Genomic DNA, 21095 nt, shown 5'->3' with positions numbered 1-21095 from the left:
TGAAGGTCGTCCTCGTCCTGGAGCGTTTCGAGCACGGCCGAGGCCGTGGGGGAACACGTCAACGGGTGACGGATCACGCGGTCACCGCTATCGCGTTCAGAGCGGTCAGCAGGGTGCGTGCCTCGACGTTGAGATAGTGACCGTGCCTGACCAGGGTGTTGAGCTGGCCGTGGGTCACCCAGAGGTAGTCGGGCGGGGGCTCGAACGGTTCCCCGACGTCGATCACCAGGTAGCGGTTCTCGGCGTTGAGAAAGCGACCGCCCTCTTCCGACTGGATCGCCGAGTACAGGATCCGTGACGGGGCGGCCGACAGCACCCGATCGAGGAAGGGGGGCCGTTGCGCCTCGGGCAGGTGCGCGCAGTCGTCGGGTACGCACTGCACGGTCGGGCCCAGCTCGACGGAGGCCACCAGGCCGCCCTCGACGTAGCCGCGCGCCAGCACATGCCGGACTCCGTCGATCTGGCAGGCGAGGAAGCAGACGACGCCCAGCCCGCTGGGTTCCAGGAGCGGCTGGCTCCAGCTGGTGATCTCGCGGCTACCGGCGTGCACCGAGACGCCGACGATGCGGAAATGCCGCCCGTGCTCGTGCCCGATGGCCGATTCCGTCCGCGTCCAGCCGGACACGTCCGCCAGCGGGATGCGGTCCGCGCGCACGGTGTACCGGGATCGCACGCCGGTGAACCAGGAGAGCACCTCCGCGTCGGAGTGCAGCGCGCCCCGCTCGCCCCGGTCGAGCGGCAGGCAGGACAGGGTGGAGCGCGCGTCCATGGAAACGACGTTGTCGTGATGGAGCAACTGCCCTATCTGCCCAAGGGTCAGCCAGCGGAAGTCCTCGTGCGGCGGAACCTCACCGGAGACCTCGACGATCATGTTGCGGTTGACCTTGCGATAGAACCAGGAGCCCTGCTCGGACTGCAGCACGTCCGCGAGCACGCGGCCGTCCGCGGGCCCGGTGAAGTACTCGAGGTAGCGCACGGCGGCCCCACGATGCACCCCGGTGTAGTTGCTCCAGGTGGCCTGCACGGTCGGCGAGAGCTGCAGGAGGTTCCGGTTGCCGGGCTCCATCTTGGCCTGGATCAGGACATGCGCGACCCCGTCGAACTCCTTGACCAGCAGGCCGAGAATCCCGATCTCCGGCTGGTTGAGAATGGGTTGGCACCACCGCCTGGGCGCGGTCACGCCCGACGCGTCCGCCACCGTCACCTGAAGTCCTTCGACGGTGAAGAACCGGCCACTGTGGTGGCCCAGGTTGCCGCTGGCCTCGTCGAAGAACCAGCCGTCCAGATCGGCGAAGGGGATGGGGTCCACCCGGAAGTCATGGGCCTGGGTCCGGTCAGCCAGCCAGCTGAGGACTTCGTCGGTGCTCAGCTGGGCGCCCTGCGTGGTGGCGGCCGACCTGGCGAGCCATCCGGCCAGTTCCGGTTCGGTACGCGGCCGAAGCCGCGAGGCAGTACTGATGCTCATCGACCTAACCTCCTGGACAGGAGAGAAACGAATCGAGCACACGCCGGTAGTAGTCGGGGCCGAAGCCCATGGTCTTCACTTCCGGGACCAGAGAGCGAAGTTTTTCGGTGCTGACGAGATGGGCGGCGTGGCCGCCGTCCAGATATTCGCGGCGCGCGGTCACGCCCATACGTCGCTCCAGGTGGTCGATGATCTCCTCGATGGGGACGGCCGTGCCCGAGGCCACGTTGACCGTCTCGCCGCGTACCCCGCGGGTGAGCAGCGCGTCGGTGATGGCGACCATGTCGCCGACGTCGATGAGGTCGCGGGTGGCGCCGCGATGGACGCGTACGGCGTTCTCGCACAACAGCCGGGTGAGGGTCGGCAGCAGCTGGTGCGGCGGCTGCCCGGCACCCACGACGTGGGCGAGCCGCAGCACCAGATAGTCGGTGCCCGAGTCGCGCAGCAGGCTTTCCAGAGCGAGCTTGTGCGCGCCGTACAGGTTGCGGGGGACGACCTGGTCGTCCTCCCGGCCAGGCCGGTCGGCACCGTACACGGCGGCGGATGAGGTGGAGAAGAAGATCAACAGCCGGCCGGTCGCCCGGCACCGGTCGGCCACGGATTCCACCAGGGCGGTCTCCCGTGCGAAAGCGGCCTCCGAGGTGTCCATCGCCCAGGAGGCTCCCGCGGCCAGGGCCACGGCGCCGGGATGCCGGAGGGCGATCGGCCTGAGATGCCTGGCGAGGAACCCGCTTCCGATGATCTCCATTCAGTTCCTTACCAGGTCTTCCAAGGCCGCCAACACCTCGGTGGGCGTAGGAAGCGCGGCGATCTCGCCGGCGATGCCGGCCGCCCGTTCCGCGTAGGACGGGCCGGCGAGGACGTTCCGGCAGGCGTCCGCGACGGCGTCCGCGGTGTCCTCACCGGGGAGCACGACGATCGCGGCTCCACGGTCGGCTATCCGGCTCGCGGCCGGAACCATGATGGGCGCCTGCGGAATGATCACCTGGGGCAGGCCCACGCTCAGCGCCGTCATGCTGGTGACCCCTCCTCCGTGGTGCACCAGCAGGTCACAGCGGCGTGCCACCACGTCCAGCGGGATCCAGCCGACGCGGGCACCGGGCAGCTGCGGCCTCAGCTCCTCCGCCACCCCCTCGGGCGCCGCTATCACCAGGTCCGTGCCCAGCGCGTCGACCTTCGTCGCGAGGGAGCGCAGGAACTCGAAAGAGCGCCGCCGGTAGTCCTGGGCCTCCTTCGGCGGGGCCGCCTGGCTGCCGGCCGTCACACAGATCCGGGGACGATCGCCCCGGCTGTACATCCAGGGCTCAAGCCGTCGCTGACCGGGGGCGGCGATCCACCGCAGGGGTAGCGTGCGCTTGGCGGGCAGCGACTTGGGCGGCAGCAGGCTGGGCGGGCAGACCTCCAGGAGCAGATCCGGCTCCGGCAGCCGGTCCAGCCCCAGCTCGGCGAGCTCGGGCTCAAGCTCCCGCTCGGCTCCCGGATCGACCTCGGTGACCTCGATGGCGTCCCACGTGTGCCGGACGTACGGCACGCCGAGGTGGGCGGCGAGCAGCGGGGCGACGTACATCATGGTGCCGCCCACCACGACATCCGGACGCCACTCACGGGCCAGTTCGAGCAGCGGGCCGAGCCAGTCCGCCGCCATTCGCCCGAACCAGACTCCTGTGAACGGAAGCTGCTCGGCCGGGTCCGAGGGAACCTCCACCGGCGTGCCCCGCCGATCAGCGTAGATGAACCGGCTCATCGGCACGGAGGACGCGGAGACAGCGGGTAGTCCGACCCCCGCGATCACCGGTGCCATGGTGTCGGTGCCCGCCATGAAGACCTCGTGCCCAGCATTACGCGCCGCCGTGGCCAGCGGGGTCAACGCGAAGACGGTCGCCGCACTGCCACCGGCGATGAACAGCATCCGCACAACTTCTCCCTTCCATCGTCCTTCCGTCTGCCGGGGGATGACATGACTCGGGGGGGCGACGTCGCACGTCGCCCCCCCGGGTACCCCAGCACGCTTCTAGCCCGGGTACGGCTCCTTGGCCTTGGCCTCCTTCAACGCCTGCGCCCACCAGGCCAGCTGCTGAAGCAGCCCCTTGGCGGCGGAGTTGCCGGTCTCCGGCTCCTTGGGCCAGCGCCCTTCACCGTCGAACTGGTCCCAGTAGTTCACGAAGCTCACCGTCGCGCGGATGGTCACCGCGTGAAGCTCGGCGAGAACGGTCCGCAGATGCTCCACCGCACGCAGGCCGCCCGAGATGCCGCCGTACGAGACGAACGCGACGGGCTTGGCCTCCCACTCCTTACCGTGCCAGTCGATCGCGTTCTTGAGGCCGGCCGGGTAGCTGTGGTTGTACTCCGGCGTCACCACGACGTACGCGTCCGCCTCGTGCAGCGCCTGGGTCAGCGGTCTGATCTGGGCCAGTTCCTCGGCGGTCATCCCCTCGCCGAAGGGGAGGGGAAGGTGGAAATCGGCCAAGTCGATAAGCTCGACCTCGAATTGGTCGGACTTGCGAGCTTCCGCGGCGAACCAATCCGCAACGATGGTTCCCGACCGTCCCTTGCGAACACTTCCGATGATTACACCTAAACGAAGACGTTCTGACACGACCGTTCCTTCCGTCGGGAGAAACGCATTGCCTCTCCACCGCTGTCGAGATGGAGACTAGAAATTGAACCGCGCTTCAAGTCAAGTCGCGCCGCTCCCGAACCACCGCGAATTCAGCGCCTTCTCTCGGCGTATTCTTTGGCGTGGCCCAGGGTGGCCCGGCTATTGCCGCTCAGCGCGCTCCGCACGAACGCCTTGGCGTCCTCGACGACGGCCTGGTCACCGAGCACCTTCGCGATGTTCGCCGTGTTGATCACAACGGTGTGTTCCGAGGTCACCACCACGCCGTCACCGTCCGGCTCCAGCAGCCAGTTTCCGGTGTGCAGGCTCAGCAGCGCCGGAAGAACGATCTGCTTGTAGACGATCCGCCGGTGGGGGAAGCACACTCGTACCGACTTGGTGGTGTGGACCGAGCCGTCCTTGGTCCGGGTGTCCATCTCCAGAACCTGTAGTCCCGGGACGTCCTCCAGCAGTGAGACCCGGGCCACGTGCGGCAGCCGCTTCTCCCACAGCTGCGCGTCGTTGAGGAAGTCGTAGACGTCAGCGGCCGAGCCGTCGATCCGTACGGTGTCCTCGAAGGACAGCAGCCGGTCGGCCTCGGCTCCGGTGGCCAGCTCCACGTTGGTCTTCAACGCCGCCAGTTCGGAGGTGCTGTTGCGGTCCACCGCCTTGTCGATCCACGTGAGACCGCCGGGGTCGTCGTCGACGGCCCGGTAGTCGTGCAGCAGTCGGACGCGGCACCCCCCGTCGGACGTGGGCTCGATCACCCACGTTCCGCCCATCGCGGCCACCGGAGGGGTCGACACCTCCTGCCGGAACTCGATCCGCAGCCTGTCGGGATCCAAGATGCGGCGGGACGTCCAGGACTTCGGTTCGCCGTTGGCGGTGGCCCAGATCCGGATCCGTTCCCTGCCTTCGTCGCGTTCCAGATACTCCACGTGAACCGTGGGCGGAAAGATGCGCGGCCAGCTCTCCACCTCGGCGATGAGCCGGTAGACCGACTCGGCGGACGCGGCCACCGTGATGTCGTGTTCGACCTCGCGGGCAGGCTGCATGCTCTGTTCTCCTTCACTCAGAAGTTGCCCAGACCACCGCAGACGTTGATGGCTTGGGCGGTGATCGAAGCGGCGGTGTCGGAGGACAGATAGCCGACAAGACCGGCTACCTCCTCAGGAGTGGAGTAGCGCCCCAGCGGAATCTTGGCCGTGAACTTCGCCATGACCGCTTCCTCGGTGGTCTCCCAGGCCGCGGCGTAACCCTGCCGGACGCGCTCGGCCATCCGGGTCTCGACGTACCCGGGGCAGACCGCGTTGACCGTGATACCGGTCGGGGCCAGCTCGTTGCCGAGCGCCTTGGTGAATCCCACGACCCCGTGTTTGGAGGCCGAGTACGGCGCGCCCAGCACGACGCCCTGTTTGCCCGCGGTGGAGGCGATGTTGATGATGCGACCGCGGGCCCTGGTCCTCATCCCTCCGGTGTTCAGCACCTCACGTGTCATGAGGAACACGCTGTTGAGATTGGTGTCGATGACGTCGAACCACAGCTCGTCGGCGATGTCGGCGGTCACTCCTCCACCGCTTCGGCCCGCGTTGTTCACCAGCACGTCCACCGGCCCGAACCGATCCACGGCGACCTGGACGAACCGCTTGATCTCGTTCCCGTCCCGGACGTCGCAGGCCGCGCCACCGACCTCGAGGCCTTCCTCGGAGAGCCGTTTGACCGTGGCGGCCACGGTCTCGGCATCGCGCGCGCAGATGAAAACACGATGCCCCCGTCCACCCAGGTCGCGGGCCACGGCCAGGCCGATCCCGCTGGTAGCCCCGGTGACGATGGCGTGGGGCCGGTATCGATTGGGCATGTCCACTCCTTCGGGTCTCACCACCGGCTAAACCGCTTCGGGGGTGAGATGGGCGTTGACGACTGTGAGAAAGGCTCGCGGTGTTTGAGCGTCGATGAGCGCCTGCTCGTCGAACCGGATGCCGCGCTCGCGCTCGATCCGGCCGGCGGTCTCCAGCAGGGCCAGCGAGTCGTAGCCCAGTTCCTCGAACCGGATGTCAAGGATGTCTCCGTCGAGTTCCTCGACCTCTCCCGCGGCCTGGCGCAGGGTGCGCCGGAGATCCGTGAGAGTGAACTCCTGGTCGGTCATATGGATCCCTCTCGCTCGCAGCACCGTTGAAGTCCGCGGTCACGCCTGCTGCTCGGCACGACCACGCACCACGATCGCCGAATTGAAGCCTCCGTGACCGCGGGCGAGCACCAGCGCCGCGCGCACCGGTGCCGGCCGCGCCTGGCCGGTGACCAGGTCGAGTTCGTACTCGGCGGCCGGTGAGACGTTGATCGTGGGCGGGACGATCCCGTCCCGTATCGCCAGAAGCGCGGCGGCCAGATCCAGCGCGCCCGCTCCGGAGTAGAGCCGTCCGGTCATCGTCTTCGGCGCGGTGACCGGAACGCCGTAGGGGCCGAAGACCGCGGTGATCGCCTCGGCCTCAAGACGGTCAAGCTCGGGCGTGGCCGCCGCGTCGGCGAACACCACGTCGATGTCCCCGGGGGCCAGTTCGGCGTCGTCAAGCGCGAGCTCGATCGCCCGCCTCAGCGCGGGCGGTCGTCCGCTGCCCGGCTTGGGATCGAAGGTGGCCGCGTACCCGGCGATCTCACCGTAGATCCGCGCGCCCCGGGCGGCGGCGACCCCTGCCTCCTCGACGAGGAGGATCGCTCCGCCCTCTCCCGGCACATGCCCGCAGGCCGCGGCGTCGAAGGGCAGATAGGCCCGATCCGCTTGGTCACGGCCGCTCAGCCGACCGCCGGCCAACTGAGCCACCCAGCCCCACGGACAGATCGAACCGTCCACGCCACCGGTGACCATCAGCCTGATGCCTTTGCGGATCTGCCGCCTGGCCTGGGCGACGGCGTCCAAACCGCCCGCCTGGTCGCTGACCAGGACGCTCGACGGGCCGCGCATCCCGTTGCGGATGGAGATCTGACCGGTGTTCACCGCGTAGAACCACGCGAACGACTGGTAGCCGCTGACGTGCCGGCTGCCCTTGCTCCACAGGTTCTGCAGTTCCCGCTGCCCGAACTCGAATCCGCCGGAGGACGCGGCGGTGGACACCCCCATCCCGAACTCGGGAAGGTCCTCCGGACTGACTCCGGCATCCGCGAGCGCCCAGTCCGCCGCCACCAGGGCCAGCCGGGTCATGTGGTCGGTCTGCGGCAGCAACCTGCTCGGCAGGTGGTCCTCCGCGACGAAGCCCGGTACCTCACCGGCCAGGCGGGCTGGATAGGAGGAAGGGTCGAATCTGGTGACGCGGGCGATACCGCTGGTCCCGTCGCGCGTCGCCGCCCAGTACGCCTCTGTCCCCAGACCGTTGGGGGCGGTGACGCCGATCCCTGTGATGACCGCTCTCATACCGCGGGCGTCCTGTCCGGAGCCGCCAGTACCATCGCGCTCTGGAAGCCGCCGAACCCGCTGCCGACCGTGAGCACCACGTCGGTGCGCTGCTGACGGGCGGTCAGCGGCACGTAGTCCAGGTCGCACTCGGGGTCGGGAGTGCGCAGGTTGGCGGTCGGAGGAACGACGTCCTGTTCGATGGCCAGCGCCGAGGCGGCGATCTCCAGCGAGCCGATGGCGCCCAGTGAATGGCCGATCATCGACTTGATCGAGCTGACCGGCGTGCGGTAGGCGTGCTCGCCCAGGCTCCGTTTGAACGCCGCGGTCTCGTGGCGGTCGTTCTGCCTGGTGCCCGAGCCGTGCGCGTTGACGTAGTCGACGTCCTCCGCGTTCAGCCGTGCCTCAGCCATCGCCTCCCCGATGGCCTCGGCCATCTCCCGGCCGTCCGGTTTCAGGCCTGTCATGTGGTACGCGTTGCACCGCGAGGCGTACCCCCTGATCTCCGCATAGATCCGTGCGCCGCGCCGTTGGGCGCCCTCCAGCTCCTCCAGCACGAACATGGCCGAGCCCTCACCGAGCACGAAGCCGTCCCGGGTGCCGTCGAACGGCCGCGAGGCGTGCTCCGGATCGTCGTTACGCTGCGTGGTCGCCTTGATGGCGTCGAAGCAGGCGAGGGTGATCGGGGAGATCGGCGCGTCGGCCGCACCGGTGATCATCAGGTCGGCCGTCCCCTCACGGATCAGCTCACAGGCGTACCCCACCGAGTCCAGGCCCGAGGTGCATCCGGTGGACACCACCGCCGCGGGGCCCTCGGCTCCGACCTCCCACGCCACCTCGGCCGCGAACGAGCTCGGTACCAGGTAGTTGTAGAGGTGCGGCACCCTGTACTCGGGGGCCACGGTCCAGAGCCGGCCGTCGTCGCTGACGACGCGATACTCCTCCTCCAGCCCCGTCGTCGCGCCGACCGCGCTGCCGACGCTGACGCCGGTGCGGCCGGGATCCAGCCCGCAGAGTTCCAGCCCGCTGTCGGCCACCGCCTCCCGGGTGGCGACCACCGCGAACTGCGCGGCGCGATCCATCCGCCGGATCTCCTGCGGCGTCAGGCCGTGGGAGGCGGGGTCGAAGTCGCACTCGGCGGCGATCCGGGAACGGAAAGGCGCGGGGTCGAAGAAGGTGATCCCCCTGGTGGCCGTCCGTCCCTCGGTCAGCAGGCTCCAGAAGTTCTTGACACCCAGCCCACCGGGGGCCACCACCCCGATTCCGGTAATGGCGACGCGGCGGCTCACGCCGGTTTCCAGGTGTAGAAGCGGGTGGCCATCGCGTCCGACGGGGTTCGCCAGTTGGGGTCGTACGGCTGGATGTGCGGCCGCAGATCGGCGCTGATCTGCTGGAAGAGCGGATGCGTCTTGGCGTCCTCGATGGCCTCGCCACCGGATTCGGCGTCGAAATCCTGTAGGTGGAAGTAAAGGTCCTTGTACATGAACAGCTGCCGCCGCCGAGTGCCCATCAGATGCGGCATCTCCGTCTTGTCGAACTCGGCGAAGAGCCGGGCGACCTGTTCCCTCGACTCACCGGCCATCCGAGCGACGATCAGGGTGCTGTGCAACGCTCTCTCCTCTTGTTGGTGACGAGTGTCCATGGCCTTCCATGGCCTTCCATGGCCCTCCACGGGACACCGCTCAGGTCCGGGGGCGCTGCCCCCACGCGGAGAACAGCAGGGTCGTGACGTCTTGGCTTTCAGGACGCTCCAGCGACTCGATGAACTGGGCGATGTCGTCGGCGGTCAGCAGGCCGTTGTCGATGAGGGGCTGCCCCTGCAACTCCATCCGTGCCCGCATGAGCGCGTTCTCGCTGTCCCCCTGGCCCGGCCCCAACGGCCGCACGTGCTTGTTCACCGACGTCAGGCCCGCGCGGGCGAGGGCCGCCGGGAGCCTGCGTCCCACCCAGGGGTTGGCACCGCCGGCGTCGAACGCCTGTACGTAGGCGCCGACCACGGTGCGCCCGTTGGCGGTGGGACAGTCCGCGCCCGGCATGAAGTAGAAATCCTCGGCGAGCAGCCAGCCTCCTGGGGCGAGCCAGCTCACCGCCCGGGCGATCAGTTCATCCGGGTCGGGGACGAGTGAGAGCACGGCCCGGATGAGGATGAAGTCGAGTGATCCGGGCTCGTCCGGCCCTTTGGTAGTGATGTCGGCCTGTTCGACCGTCAGATTGGGGGCCCGGCCGGCGTCGAGCAACCTGACGTCGGTGTCGAGCGCGATCACCGACCCCTGGGGGACGCGTTCGGCCAGCCAGTAGGACATCGACCCGCCCCCCGCGCCGACGTCGAGGCAACGCCAGGTCGGCTCGATCGGCAGACTCTCGATGATCGAGGTCGTCAGCCGGTCATAGTTCTTCTCCCAGAGACGGGTGATGATCACTTCGCTGGACTCAACGGCCGGCGTCTGGATTCGTGTCAACTGCCTGTGCCTTCCTCTGATGCGCGGGCATGCGCCTCCGCGCTGACGACGATCGCGCCACTGGGACAGCACTCCGCGACCGACCGCGCCAGCTCGACGCGGTCGTCATCGTGAAGATGCCGTTCGATCACCTGGGCGAGGTTGTCGTCCGCCAGGACGAAAAGTTCCGGGGACATCGCCTCGCACAGACCGGTGCCAAGACACATCCGCCTGTCGATCCACAGCAGCGCCTTCATGCCGACGGCCCCGCGGCGGCTGAGACAGGACCGTCTTCCGCGACCTCCACGGGAAGCCGTACAACGCGGCGCATCGCCCAGCTCTCGATGTAGCGGATCTCTTCGCGTGGCGTCGCCGGCACGAGCCCGGGGAAGCGTTCGAAGAGCGCCGGGATGGCGATCTCCCCCTCAAGGCGCGCCAGCGCCGCCCCCAGGCAGTTGTGAAGTCCGTGGCCGAGCCCCAGGTGGCGGGTGCCCGTGCGCGTGATGTCCAGCCGGTCGGGTTCGGCGAACCGCAGGGGATCCCGGTTGGCGGACAGGATCGCCGCGATGACCGGCGAGCCGGCGGGCAACTTCGTTCCGGCCAGATCCAGGTCCTCGGTGGTCAGCCGGAACAGGACGGTGCTCAGCGCGCCCTCGAAGCGCAGGAACTCCTCGACGGCGGATCCTGCGAGTTCGGGCCGCTCACGGAGCAGCCGCGCCTGGTCGGGACGGTCGAGCAGCGCCAGTACGGCGTTGCCGACGAAGGCCCTGATGGTGTCGCTCCCCGCCAGGATCATGGCCGCCACCATCGCGACCAGCTCCTTCTTGGACAGCTGGTCCCCCGCTTCCTCGGCCCTGATGAGGGCGGAGGTCAGGTCCTCACCCGCGTTACGACGTTTCTCCTCGACCAGCCGTTCGGCGTACTCGCAGATCTTCGCCATGCCCTCCGGCACGTACCGCATGAGCGCGGGATCGGAGGGGAACACCTTGGCGAGGGTCTCCACGAGTTCCTGGTGCCGCTCGATGCGGAAGCCGAGGATCTCCCCCATCACACCGGCGGACACCACGCCCGCGTAGTCCTCCATGACGTCGAACCGCCCGCGCTCCGCGCACCGGTCGAGGGTGGACGTGACGAGCCGGCGCACGATCCCGCGCCACTCCTCGACCCGGCGGGGGGTGAAGGTGCTCATGGCGAGCCGCCGTAGCCTGGTGTGCGCGGGCGGATCGACGACCGTGACGGCCTCCTCCAGCACGCTCCCCGCGCCGGAGACCAGTCCTGCCTGCTTGAACTCCTCGTTTCCCCACCTGCCCCCCTCGGAGCTGAAACGGGAGTCGCTCAACACCGTGCGCACGTCCTCATAACGCGTCACGATCCACATGCGTACGTCGCCGACCGGAAACCGGAACTCGTGGACCGGGGAGTTCTCCCGGAGCCAGGCGAAGGTGGGATAGGGATCCTGGTAGTACTCAGAGCTGAACAGCGGTGCTGGTTGTCCGGATTCGACCATCACTCGATCTCCTGTGAGGTATGAGAAGAAATCAGGCCGCGGTCAGGGAGGGTCGTCCGCTCCGTCAGGCATTCCTCGAAGAAGGCCAGAGCCCGCAGGTGGTAGGTGCGCGCGGCCAAGCCCAGGCTGATGTTGTGCCCGGCGTGAGACAGCCGGTCCACGGTGACGCGAGGTGAGGCCAGCAGGCCCGTCATCGTGGCGACGGACGCCTCGTCATGACACCACCATCGCTCGTGCTCGGCATAGGTGAAACGAACCGGAAGCCGTACGCGGGCCGCGATCCCGGGAAAGCGGTCCGGCCAGTCCCAAGCCTCCTCCCGCTCCCGTGCCGGCACCTCGGAGATCAACGGCGCGGCGGACCGGAAGGTCCCCTGTGGGTACAGTCTGAGCGGTCCCCAGTGCGTCGCCCAGTTCGCTCGGCTGGCGGAGGTGGTGACGAGCCGCTCGTCCACGGCGTACCGATGGCCGACCCCTGAGAGGTCCAGCCCCAGCAAGTCGTCGTGCGTGTCCGCGGCGGCCGCCAGCGCGAGCTTGCCGCCGTAGGAATGGGCGAGCAGGAACATGCCCGCGCCGAGGGAATACCGGCCCGCGTAGTCGGCGAGCGCCGCGCGCAGGGTGGCGGACTGCTCGGTCAGTCCCTGTCCCTTCGGGAGCCGGGCGGCCGACAGTCCGTAGCCGGGGCGGTCGACCGACAGCACGGCGAACCCCAGCTTCGCCCCGAGGCTGAGCAACGACTGCTCGGGGTGGGCCTGGCCGTGGAAGTAACCGGCCCGCATGCCCGCACCGTGTAGAGCGACCACGACCGCCTTGGCCGGGTCGTGCGGTGGTTCGGCCAGGAGTGCCGACAGGACGATGCCGTCGGCGTTGAGAACGATCTCACTGACCTTCGGGTTCTCGCTTGTCCTGTCGTCCATGTCACGCGTTTCCCTCATGTCGGTCGACACCACGAGGCTGTCGAGTTCGCATCAGGTCATGTGGATGTCCGCGACCACACGGCAGACCAGATACTCGGCGGGGGCGACCTCCAGCCGGGTGATCTCCTCCTGGCCCGTAGTGATCCTCGGATCGTCCATCCAGGCCCGGTACGCCGCCTCGTCGACCCACATCGGGTAGTTGACGAAGGTCTTCGCGTCGGGGGCGAGATACGGCGTCGCCGAGATGAATCCGGGGAAGTGTCGTTTCCATTCCCCGCTGTCGGCCAGCAGCCTCAGCAACGCCTCGGCGGACTCACGGTCCGCCAGGTACCGGGTCGCGACCGCCACGATCCCTGGGACCCGCCCGGCCGCCGGACCCCGCAGTCCGGCCTCAGGAACGCCGCCGAAGGCCGTGACGGAGAGCACACCCGGCCGGTTCGCGAGCTCCCGCAGCGTACGGCCTGCGGGGTGGCCCAGGACGAACCCGCGGTGGGCCCGCGCGTCGGCCCACTCACCGCGGACCACGACGGTGGTCCCGCCGAGATCGGTGTGGACCCGTGCGGAGACGAAGCCGGGTGCCTCCCCGACCAGGGAGGACAGCTCCCGAGTGATGGTCTCCGCGAGGATCCCCGCTGTCGCGACGCCGTCGGTCCGGAAGACGTCGAAGGTGACGAAGTTCTCGTCCGGTTGGGGGGAGACCGCCGGCGCCGTACCGGGGACCGTCCCGTCCCCGGGCTCAGCGGAAGCTGTCGGCATGTTCCCGCGCCCATTCACGGAACGTGCGTGCCGGCTTTCCGGTGACCTCCCGTACGACGTCCGACATCACCTCGGGTTCCTTGGTCAGCATGGCGAAGTAGTCGAGCGCGCCGTCGGCGTACGAGGGCGGCCAGCCCGAGAGCACCATCTGCTCACGCGCCGCCTGCGCGTGCACGTCCTCCCACCTCGGTTCACGGCCGATCACCTCACCGATGATGCGGACCTGCTCCTCCTGGGTGAGCACCTCCGGGCCGGTCACCAGATACTTCTTTCCCGCGTGCCCTTCACTGATGAGCGACCGAACTCCGACGGCCGCCAGGTCTCCCTCGTGCACCGAGGTGCGGGCCGCCGCGCCGTAGGGGAAGCGCACCACGCCCGTGTCTCCGCGGATCTGCGAGGCGAAGCCCAGCGCGTTCGCCATGAACCCGGTGGTACGCAGGAACGTCCACTCCAGGCGGGTCTTCTCGATCAGCTCTTCGAGGTACGCGTGGCAGTTGTTGTCGCTCCGTTCGAGTCCGATGTGGACACCGACGGACGACACCAGGGCGATGCGAAGTGCCCGCTTCTCGATCTTTTCCAGAACCGCGGGGGCGGTCGCGGTGCTGAGCGTGAAGAACGGCCACATCCAGAAGACGCCCTTGATCCCGTCCAGTGCGGCGTCCAGGGAGTCCGGGTCGGCCAGGTCTCCGTAGACGATCTCGACACCTTCGGGCAGTTTGCCGATCTGAGGGTCGTCGCGCAGTACCAGAGCGCGGACGGAGACGCCCGCCTCCAGCAGATACGCGGCGGCGTGGGGACCGACGTTGCCGGTGGCGGCGGTGATCAGGACCTTGCATGGTACGGACATGAAGATCGTCTCCTCTTCTGGGCGGTCAGCCGAGCAGCGTGCCGCCGCTGGCGTCGATGAAGGCCCCCGTCACCCAGCGGGCGTCGTCGGAGGCGAGGAAGGCGACCACGTCGGCGATGTCTCGTGGCTCTCCCACCCGGTCGAAGGCTGACAGGCGCGCCATCTGCTCGACGGCCTCGGGGATGTCGAAGACCGGGCTGCCGTTGCGGGTGATGCCCGGCGCCACGCTGTTGATCGTGATGCCGCGCGGTGCGAGGAGCTTGGCGAAGTGCAGTGCGAGCTGCTCGACGGCGCCTTTGGTCATCGCGTACGCGATCTCGTTGGGGTTGGCGAAACGGGTCAGACCAGAGGAGACGTTGATGACCCGGCCGCCCGGAGCGAGGTTCGTCAACGCCCGCCGGATGATGAAGAAGGGCGCCTTGGCGTTCACCGCGAACAGCCGGTCGAACTGCTCGGGGGTGGTGTCCTCGGGGGCGGCCCCGCCCATCACACCGGCGTTGTTGACCAGGATGTTCAGCTCGACGGACCCGGTCCGCTCCTTCAGCCCTCGCTCCAGGCCGAGGAAGAGTTCGTGGACGTCACCCGGAAGCCCGAACTCCGCCTGCACGGTGAAGGCCCGGCCTCCGTCCTTCTCGATCGAGGCGACGACCTCCTCGGCCGCCTCCCCACCACCCGAGTAATGCACGGCGACCAGGGCACCCTCCCTGGCCAGCCGTGACGCGATCTCCCTGCCGATTCCCCGGCTCGCCCCCGTGACCAGGGCTGTTTTGCCTACGAATCTATCCATTTCACCTCTCCGATCAGATGAGGTCGCTCCTGTGCCGGAGAGCGAAGCCGGTCGTCCGAACCAGCGCTCCAGCGCGTCCCGCAGCCCGGCGGCCCCGGAGGTCTCCGCCCAGGCGATGTAACCGTCCGGACGTACGAGGAAGACGCTCCCGTCAGTGGCCGCGTCCCCAGCCGCCGTACGGGCCGCCACCGTGTTGACCCGGTCCGCCCACGGTGCGGTGAGACGGCGCAGCCCGGCGTGACGGCCGGGCTCCCCGCTGAGGTCCAAGAGCAGTCCTCGACCCGGGCGGAGAAGCGCCGCGGTACTCGTCGGGCCCGCCTCGGTCACGTAGTCCGCCGGGGGGACGCGCGCGCCGAGCAGCGGATGATCGCCCGGACCGACGTCGTAGCGGATCCCCAGTCCTGAGATCACCTCGGCGAGTGACCGCCGGACCCGCTCGTAGCCGGTCAGTTCACCGAGGACGGCCCGTCCCGCCTCCACCTCGGAACCGCCAAGCAACAGCATCGCCTGCGCCCGGATGCCTTCGAGTACCCGTGCGCCGACCGCGTGCCGCTCCTCGTGGTAGCTGTCCAGCAACCCGGCGGGGGCCTTGCCCGCCACCTCAAGGGCCAGCTTCCAGCCAAGATTGACCGCGTCCTGCAGGCCCAGGTTGAGGGCCTGTCCGCCGACGGGCATCTTCTGGTGCGCGGCGTCTCCTGCGAACAGGACGCGGCCTTGACGGTAGTGGGTCACCTGACGGGAGGCGTCGCCGAAGGAATCGACCCACCGCGGGGTCCCGCCGCCGATGTCCTCGCCGGTGACGCGCAGCCACACGTCCCGGACCTCTGCGAAGCCGAGGGCCTCGGTTCGCGGTACGGCCTCACGACCGAACTCGTGCACCATCACGCGGGTGACGCCGTCACCGCGCCGGGCCGCGATGGCCAGTCCTCCGGGGAGACGCTGGAAGCGCCGGTTCGGTATCTCGACGCCGTCCACGTCCGCGCGCAACAGCTCGCGGCTCGCCTCCCTGCCGGGGAACGCCACACCGGTCAGCCGGCGTACGGTGCTCTGCTCGCCGTCGCATCCGACCAGGTACAGGCCGCGGACACGAAGCGGTCCGTCCGGGCCGACGACCTCCGCCTCCACATGGCTCCGGTGAACCGTGAGGTCGCGCAGCTCATGGCCACGGCGAAGGTCAGCCCCGAGGGAGAGGGCCCATCGTTGGAGAACCTCCTCGGTCTGAACCTGAGGGGCCTTCCACTGGCCGGGGTACGGTCCGGGCAGCGTCAGATCCAGGGGAACCCCGCCGAAGTGTCCCATGACGTCGTTCGGCAGAGCCGCGAAGTCCTTCAGCAGATCCCGGCTGTCGAAGATCTCCATCGTGCGGGCGTGCAGGGTCGACGCCCGGGACTCGGTGGTGGGCTCGGCCAGCCTCTCCAGCACCATCACGTCCGCCCCGCCAAGCCGTAGCTCACCGGCGAGCATCAGGCCCACCGGCCCCGCCCCGACCACGATGACCTGTGTATCCGTGCGGGTTTCGCGCATGGTCCTCCTTACCGGGGCTCTCCGAACCAGCGCCGCAGGACCGTGGGCAGGTCGTCGTGGCTGCCCGGCGCGGCCCAGGCCACATATCCGTCGGGGCGTACGAGTACGGCCGCCGTGCCCTCCGGCAAGTTGCTCCGCTTCGCGTCACGCGGCCTTGAGGTCACGATGTCGACCCGGTCTCCCCATCCGGCCGCCCTGCGGCGCAGCCGGGGGTTGTCCTCCAGGTCGAGCAGCACGCCCCGGCCTCCGCGCAGCGCCTGGGTGCTGCTGGTCACGAGAGGGGTGCCGTCCAGCTCCAGGTTGGGCATGCGTCGGCCGAGCAGGGGGTTGCCGCCCCCTCCGAAGTCGTAGTGGATCTCCAGTCCGCTGACCATGCCGGCGAGGTGGCGGGAGACCTCCTCGTAGCCGACAAGTTCGGCGAACACATCTCGAAGCGGCTGTGTCTCCGGGCCACCGAGAAACAGCAGCCCCTGTGCCTGCGTGTTCATCAGCAGCCGCCTGCCCACCGGATGCCGCTCGTCGTGGTAGGTGTCGAGCAGCGGCTCGCGGGCGCGGTCCCGCAGGACGGCGGCGAGCTTCCACCCCAGATTCACCGCGTCCTGGATGCCGGTGTTCATGCCCTGGCCTCCGGCGGGCAGGTGGATGTGCGCGGCGTCGCCCGCGAGGAACACGTTTCCGCGGCGATACTCGGTCACCTGACGCGTGGCGTCGCCGAAGGCACTCACCCACACCGGCTCACCGTGCGAGATGTCGTCGCCGGTGAGGCGTTTCCACGCGGCGGCCACCTCGTCGTATTCCGGAGGCTCCGTTCTTTGCCGGGGCGGGGTGCCCCGTTCGCAGACGATGAGCCTGGTGACGCCACCGGGCAGCGGGCCGACCATGACCATTCCACCGGGCAGGGTTTCACCGATCATCCGCGGTTCGAGATCGAGCCCCTTCACATCGGCGAGATACATTTCCATTGTCGCGGCCGTGCCGGGAAAATCGAAACCGGCGGCCTTTCGAATGGTGCTGCGCCCGCCGTCGCACCCGACCAGATAACGGGCGGTCAGTCGCCGGACGCCCGTGGGAGTGCCGACCTCGACGGCTACCAGGTCGCCGTTGTTCTCCACGAGAACGACCTCGTGGCCACGCCGGATGTCTCCTCCCAGTTCGGTGACCCATTCTTCCAGAACCGTCTCGGTCTGGGACTGAGGAACCGACTTGGCCGCCTGGTGCGCACCGTCGAGCAGCCCAAAGTCAATGGGAATGCCGCCGAAGTGACCCAAGCCGCTTATATCGATGTCACCGAATCGCGGCAGCAGTCCGCGCTGGTCGAAAACCTCCATCGTGCGCGCGGTGAACCCCAGGCCGCGCGACTCTCCCGACCTTTTCTCCAGGCGCTCCAAGACGATGACATCGACCCCGCTCAGGCGTAGTTCGCCAGCGAGCATCATTCCGGTCGGTCCCGCTCCCACGACGATTACCTCGGCGTCCACGTACGCCTCCTTGACTCTTCGCCACCTGCTGCCGAATTTCATGGGCGGCCGGTGGAGACACTCGTTGGGAAGGTAGTTCATACATTCTTCGAAACCGCACGGAAGAACAAGTGGGCAGGGCACTAAGCTTTCGTTAAGCCAGGTTCGGAAAAATCAGGAAAACGTTAGGTCAGGAACGGTAACATTTCAGTCGGTGCCGCTTCACTAAGGTTGATCAACTTCTTGTCGCAGCACCTTGTTGATGCCTGGGGCGATATCTACTGTGAGCCAGGTGGGATACGCAGACGCAATTCAGCAGGCCGGTGTCCTGTGCCAGGGGGCACGATGCCGGCGTGAACCTCGTGACGTGCCGAAAGGCGCGCGGTTGTGTCACGTGTGCGAGCGCGGGCTCGCCACGGATCTGGATCGCCTACCGGCTCTCTACGAAGAGTGCGGGCGGGTGCTCGCAGGTTCCTCTCAACGGTCCACGGTCGGCCGGACCTCGGGAGGGCCCATGCCCGGGTTGCCGTTCAACACCGCCGCCGCCGACGCTCGCGAGTCCGTCCTCACCGTGCTCGGCTCGTGGAGCGGCCTGGTCGCCGAGCAACGGGGCGTCACCCCGCCCTCCCGCGCGGTCGGGGACCTGGCCCGTTTCCTCAGGCGTCACGTCACCTGGCTGACCGGCCACGAGGCCGCGGCCGAGATCACCCGTGAGATGGCGCGTCTGGTCAACACGGCTCGCGCGGTGGCCCATCCCAGCGAGCGGCGCCGCGTCCGGGTCGGCGAGTGCGTCGAGGCGGGCTGCCCCGGCGAGCTGATCGTCTCGGTCCTGCCACAGCAGGCGCACCCGGCGGGAGGCGAGATCGTCTGCTCCTCCGATGAGACTCACCGATGGCAGACCCACGAATGGACGCGACTGAGCCATCGGATGGGCGGGAACTCCGGTGCGGGCCGGGCGACCCGCTGGCTCAGCGCGGCTGAGGTCGCCCGCCTGTGGCGAGTACCCGCGGGAAGCGTCTATCGACTGGCCAGTGAACATCGCTGGCACCGCCGAAGCCAGTCCGGTCGTGTCCGTTATGACTCCACCGACGTGGAGCGGACCTTCGCCGAACGCGGCGACCGCTGATCCTCCGACCTTCGCGTGGCACCGGTGATCGGCCCTCCGCGGCCGCCCACCGGCGCCTGCGATCAGCGGTTCCGGTCAGCGGTTCCGGTCAGCGGTTCCGGTCAGCGGCTCCGGTCAGCGGCTTCCATCGCGGTGAACTATCGGGAAGGTGGAACGGACGTCCACTCCGCAGCCCCGGGGGCCGGCGTCCAGCGCGAAGCGGCCACCGTTCGAGCTGACGAGCATGTTGGCTATCGACAGACCCAGGCCACGGCCTTCGCCCTCCGCGTGGTCACCGCGCCAGCCGCGCACCGTGGCGCGTTCACGCTCCTCGGCCGTCATACCCGACCCCTCGTCCAGTACGTGGAGAGTGCTGTGCTGTTTGTCGAGATGCACCGTGACGATGATGGTGCCCGAGCGTGGCGAATGTCGGACCGCGTTGTCCAGCAGGATGTCAAGTAGTTGCTCGAGCGTGCCGCGCCGCATCAGGGCGACGGGGCTCCCGTTCAGCAATGTCCTGATCTTGACGTTGTGCCGGGCGGCGATATCCCGCCAAGCCCGGGCTCGCTCCAGGACGACGCCGCATATGTCGACCTCCACCGGCGGGCTGGCCTCGATCATCCTGGCGAGTTCGAGGTGCTCCGTCAGAGTGTTGTGCAGACGTTCCACATCCGCCATGGCCCGAGCGTGAATCTCCATCCCCTCCGCGGACACATGGCCGCCCAGCCGCTCCAACCTGATCTGCATCAGCTGCAGCTCCGTCCGGAGCTGATGGGCCACATCGGCGAGGAAGAACGTGTTGCTCTGCAGGGTGGCGGCCATCCCGTTGATGCACTCGATCAACTGGCGCAGCTCACGAGGGGCGCGATGCGCGACGGCCAGCCGTTCGACGTCGCTGGTCTCCATCCCGTTGACGGCCTCGATCAGCGCGACTCCCGGCGCGAGCACCCAGAACGCCGTCGGGACCGCGGCGGCGGCCACCACGATCAGGACGATCAGACCTACGATCAGGATGACGTTCCAGTGCCCCAGGATCACCCCCAGGAGCCCGCAAACCGCCAGCAGTGTCAGTGTGGACAGCACGAGCTGCCCTACGAGGGCCCGGAACCACATGGTCAGCCGACCAGGCGGAATCCCACGCCGCGCACGGTCTCGATCAGACCGGGCACACCGAGCTTCTTGCGCAGGCCCACCATGTGCACCCCCAGAGTCCTGGTGTCGCCCGCGCCGTCATGCCCCCATACCTTGGTCATGATCTGCTCCCTGGTGAAGGCACGGCCGGGTTCGGACGCCAGGAGCGCGAGAAGCTCGAACTCCTTGCGGGGCAGCACCACTTCCCTGCCGTTCACGAGCACCTGGCGCAGGCGCAGGTCAAGCTTGAGCACACCGAATTCCCTGACCGAGTCCCCGTTGCCCAGGACGTTCACGTGCCAGGCGCTTTTGGTGCGCCGTACGACCGCCTCGATGCGTGCCGTCAGCTCACGCAGCAGGTACGGCTTCATGACGTAGTCGTCCGCACCCATTTTCAGGCCGAGAACACGATCGAATTCATCGCTGCGACCGCTGACGATGATTATGGGCACGCTCGAAATGGCTCGGATCCGCTGACACACTTCGAAGCCGTCGATGTCCGGCAGTTTGAGATCAAGGAGCACCACGTCGACCTTGCCGAAGTGCTCCAGGGCTGCCTGCCCTCCGTCGACCGCCAGGATGTCCATCCCCTGCTCGTTCAGCCCTCCCTTCAGTTCGTCTCTGAACTCCGAGTCGTCTTCAACAAGCAGAACCCGCATTGGTCTCCCAGTGTATCGATCAGGATTTTCCATGATCTGCATGCACCATCTGCGTGTACCGCATCGGATCACCGGGCCGACGATCATGTCGAGCCGTCACGAGCCCGGCTCGACCGGGAAGAGCGACGAGTACGCCCGGAGAATGATGCCGTTCGAGTGGAGAGACGTCGACCAACCCCGATATCGACGTACGGCTCTGGCGGTCAGACGGACAGCTGGGCGTTCTTTCAGAACCGGCCCGAAACGGACAACGAACACCACTCCCGCCGACCATGTAAAGACTGAAGGTCTCCGCCGTTCAGCAACCCCCATTTTGAAACAACCGTAATTCACATTTGTGCCCGATATGCCGGGCCCAGCTCCCCTTCGACGCCCCGTACACGGATACTTCGGCCACCTTTGGCCATCGCCTTAAGGTCGCCCTCTTCCCATTATTAGACAAGATCATAATCGTATTAGGACGGTTACCATGAGTAATGGCACAGGTCATTGCCTGGTTCTATGGTGTCGTGTGACATATATCA

At 68.0% G+C, this 21095-nt stretch carries 21 protein-coding genes; 1 reads left to right on the top strand and 20 read right to left on the bottom strand.

Annotated features, from left to right (window positions below; genetic code table 11):
* Nucleotides 1-73: 73 nt before the first annotated feature.
* The 18 genes from ACFYY8_RS09625 to ACFYY8_RS09540 all read right to left on the bottom strand — a co-directional run bounded on the left by ACFYY8_RS09625 (nt 74) and on the right by ACFYY8_RS09540 (nt 17697).
* Complete coding sequence (locus ACFYY8_RS09625) at nt 74-1465, bottom strand: NDP-hexose 2,3-dehydratase family protein (protein WP_390038939.1); 1392 nt, start codon at nt 1463-1465, stop codon at nt 74-76.
* Between the two features lie 4 nt (nt 1466-1469).
* Nucleotides 1470-2213 (bottom strand): NAD-dependent epimerase/dehydratase family protein, encoded by a 744-nt coding sequence (locus ACFYY8_RS09620; RefSeq protein WP_390038937.1) that lies wholly within the window; start codon nt 2211-2213, stop codon nt 1470-1472.
* Nucleotides 2214-3374, bottom strand: coding sequence for a glycosyltransferase (locus ACFYY8_RS09615; RefSeq protein WP_390039069.1), 1161 nt, complete (start codon nt 3372-3374; stop codon nt 2214-2216).
* 102 nt (nt 3375-3476) lie between these two features.
* The gene (locus ACFYY8_RS09610; RefSeq protein WP_390038935.1) at nt 3477-4061 is read right to left on the bottom strand and encodes an NADPH-dependent FMN reductase; all 585 of its coding nucleotides are present in this window, start codon (nt 4059-4061) and stop codon (nt 3477-3479) included.
* 113 nt (nt 4062-4174) lie between these two features.
* Nucleotides 4175-5116, bottom strand: coding sequence for an aromatase/cyclase (locus ACFYY8_RS09605; protein ID WP_390038933.1), 942 nt, complete (start codon nt 5114-5116; stop codon nt 4175-4177).
* Between the two features lie 17 nt (nt 5117-5133).
* Nucleotides 5134-5919, bottom strand: a complete 786-nt coding sequence (fabG, locus tag ACFYY8_RS09600; RefSeq protein WP_390038931.1) for a 3-oxoacyl-ACP reductase FabG — start codon at nt 5917-5919, stop codon at nt 5134-5136.
* Nucleotides 5920-5946: 27 nt separating this feature from the next.
* Entirely contained in the window at nt 5947-6207 is a 261-nt protein-coding gene (locus ACFYY8_RS09595) for an acyl carrier protein (RefSeq protein ID WP_390038929.1), read from the bottom strand.
* A 39-nt stretch (nt 6208-6246) separates the two neighbouring features.
* Nucleotides 6247-7467, bottom strand: coding sequence for a ketosynthase chain-length factor (locus ACFYY8_RS09590; protein WP_390038927.1), 1221 nt, complete (start codon nt 7465-7467; stop codon nt 6247-6249).
* Nucleotides 7464-8735, bottom strand: a complete 1272-nt coding sequence (locus tag ACFYY8_RS09585) for a beta-ketoacyl-[acyl-carrier-protein] synthase family protein (RefSeq protein ID WP_390038925.1) — start codon at nt 8733-8735, stop codon at nt 7464-7466. The genes ACFYY8_RS09590 and ACFYY8_RS09585 overlap by 4 nt, the downstream gene beginning before the upstream one ends.
* Nucleotides 8732-9055 carry a TcmI family type II polyketide cyclase gene (locus tag ACFYY8_RS09580; RefSeq protein WP_390038923.1) on the bottom strand — a complete coding sequence of 108 codons (324 nt, stop codon included), beginning with the start codon at nt 9053-9055 and terminating at the stop codon, nt 8732-8734. Before ACFYY8_RS09580 ends, ACFYY8_RS09585 begins: the two co-directional genes overlap by 4 nt.
* Nucleotides 9056-9128: 73 nt before the next feature.
* Entirely contained in the window at nt 9129-9866 is a 738-nt protein-coding gene (locus ACFYY8_RS09575) for a class I SAM-dependent methyltransferase (RefSeq protein WP_390038921.1), read from the bottom strand.
* Between the two features lie 35 nt (nt 9867-9901).
* Complete coding sequence (locus tag ACFYY8_RS09570) at nt 9902-10141, bottom strand: ferredoxin (RefSeq protein WP_390038919.1); 240 nt, start codon at nt 10139-10141, stop codon at nt 9902-9904.
* Nucleotides 10138-11391: a cytochrome P450 gene (locus ACFYY8_RS09565; RefSeq protein WP_390039067.1), complete on the bottom strand. Its 1254-nt coding sequence runs from the start codon at nt 11389-11391 to the stop codon at nt 10138-10140. The genes ACFYY8_RS09570 and ACFYY8_RS09565 overlap by 4 nt, the downstream gene beginning before the upstream one ends.
* The gene (locus ACFYY8_RS09560) at nt 11391-12305 is read right to left on the bottom strand and encodes an alpha/beta hydrolase (protein WP_390038917.1); all 915 of its coding nucleotides are present in this window, start codon (nt 12303-12305) and stop codon (nt 11391-11393) included. Before ACFYY8_RS09560 ends, ACFYY8_RS09565 begins: the two co-directional genes overlap by 1 nt.
* Before the next feature lie 51 nt (nt 12306-12356).
* Nucleotides 12357-13061, bottom strand: a complete 705-nt coding sequence (locus ACFYY8_RS09555) for an antibiotic biosynthesis monooxygenase family protein (protein ID WP_390038915.1) — start codon at nt 13059-13061, stop codon at nt 12357-12359.
* Nucleotides 13042-13908 carry an SDR family oxidoreductase gene (locus ACFYY8_RS09550; RefSeq protein WP_390038913.1) on the bottom strand — a complete coding sequence of 289 codons (867 nt, stop codon included), beginning with the start codon at nt 13906-13908 and terminating at the stop codon, nt 13042-13044. The genes ACFYY8_RS09555 and ACFYY8_RS09550 overlap by 20 nt, the downstream gene beginning before the upstream one ends.
* 25 nt (nt 13909-13933) lie before the next feature.
* Nucleotides 13934-16219: an SDR family oxidoreductase gene (locus tag ACFYY8_RS09545; RefSeq protein ID WP_390038912.1), complete on the bottom strand. Its 2286-nt coding sequence runs from the start codon at nt 16217-16219 to the stop codon at nt 13934-13936.
* 8 nt (nt 16220-16227) lie between these two features.
* Nucleotides 16228-17697, bottom strand: coding sequence for an FAD-dependent monooxygenase (locus ACFYY8_RS09540; protein ID WP_390038910.1), 1470 nt, complete (start codon nt 17695-17697; stop codon nt 16228-16230).
* Nucleotides 17698-18190: 493 nt separating this feature from the next.
* Between ACFYY8_RS09540 and ACFYY8_RS09535 the strand changes: the two genes are divergently transcribed.
* Nucleotides 18191-18802 (top strand): helix-turn-helix domain-containing protein, encoded by a 612-nt coding sequence (locus tag ACFYY8_RS09535; RefSeq protein WP_390038908.1) that lies wholly within the window; start codon nt 18191-18193, stop codon nt 18800-18802.
* Nucleotides 18803-18916: 114 nt separating this feature from the next.
* Here ACFYY8_RS09535 and ACFYY8_RS09530 read toward each other — a convergent pair whose 3' ends face one another.
* Both ACFYY8_RS09530 and ACFYY8_RS09525 read right to left on the bottom strand, forming a co-directional pair.
* Nucleotides 18917-19864 carry a sensor histidine kinase gene (locus ACFYY8_RS09530; protein WP_390038906.1) on the bottom strand — a complete coding sequence of 316 codons (948 nt, stop codon included), beginning with the start codon at nt 19862-19864 and terminating at the stop codon, nt 18917-18919.
* Nucleotides 19865-19896: 32 nt separating this feature from the next.
* Nucleotides 19897-20571, bottom strand: a complete 675-nt coding sequence (locus ACFYY8_RS09525) for a response regulator transcription factor (RefSeq protein WP_390039065.1) — start codon at nt 20569-20571, stop codon at nt 19897-19899.
* Between the last annotated feature and the right edge of the window lie 524 nt (nt 20572-21095).

Origin of the sequence: Streptosporangium sp. NPDC001559, from assembly GCF_042893955.1 — a bacterium.
Classification (GTDB): Bacteria; Actinomycetota; Actinomycetes; order Streptosporangiales; family Streptosporangiaceae; genus Streptosporangium.
This window is presented reverse-complemented; position numbering and strand designations above follow the sequence as displayed.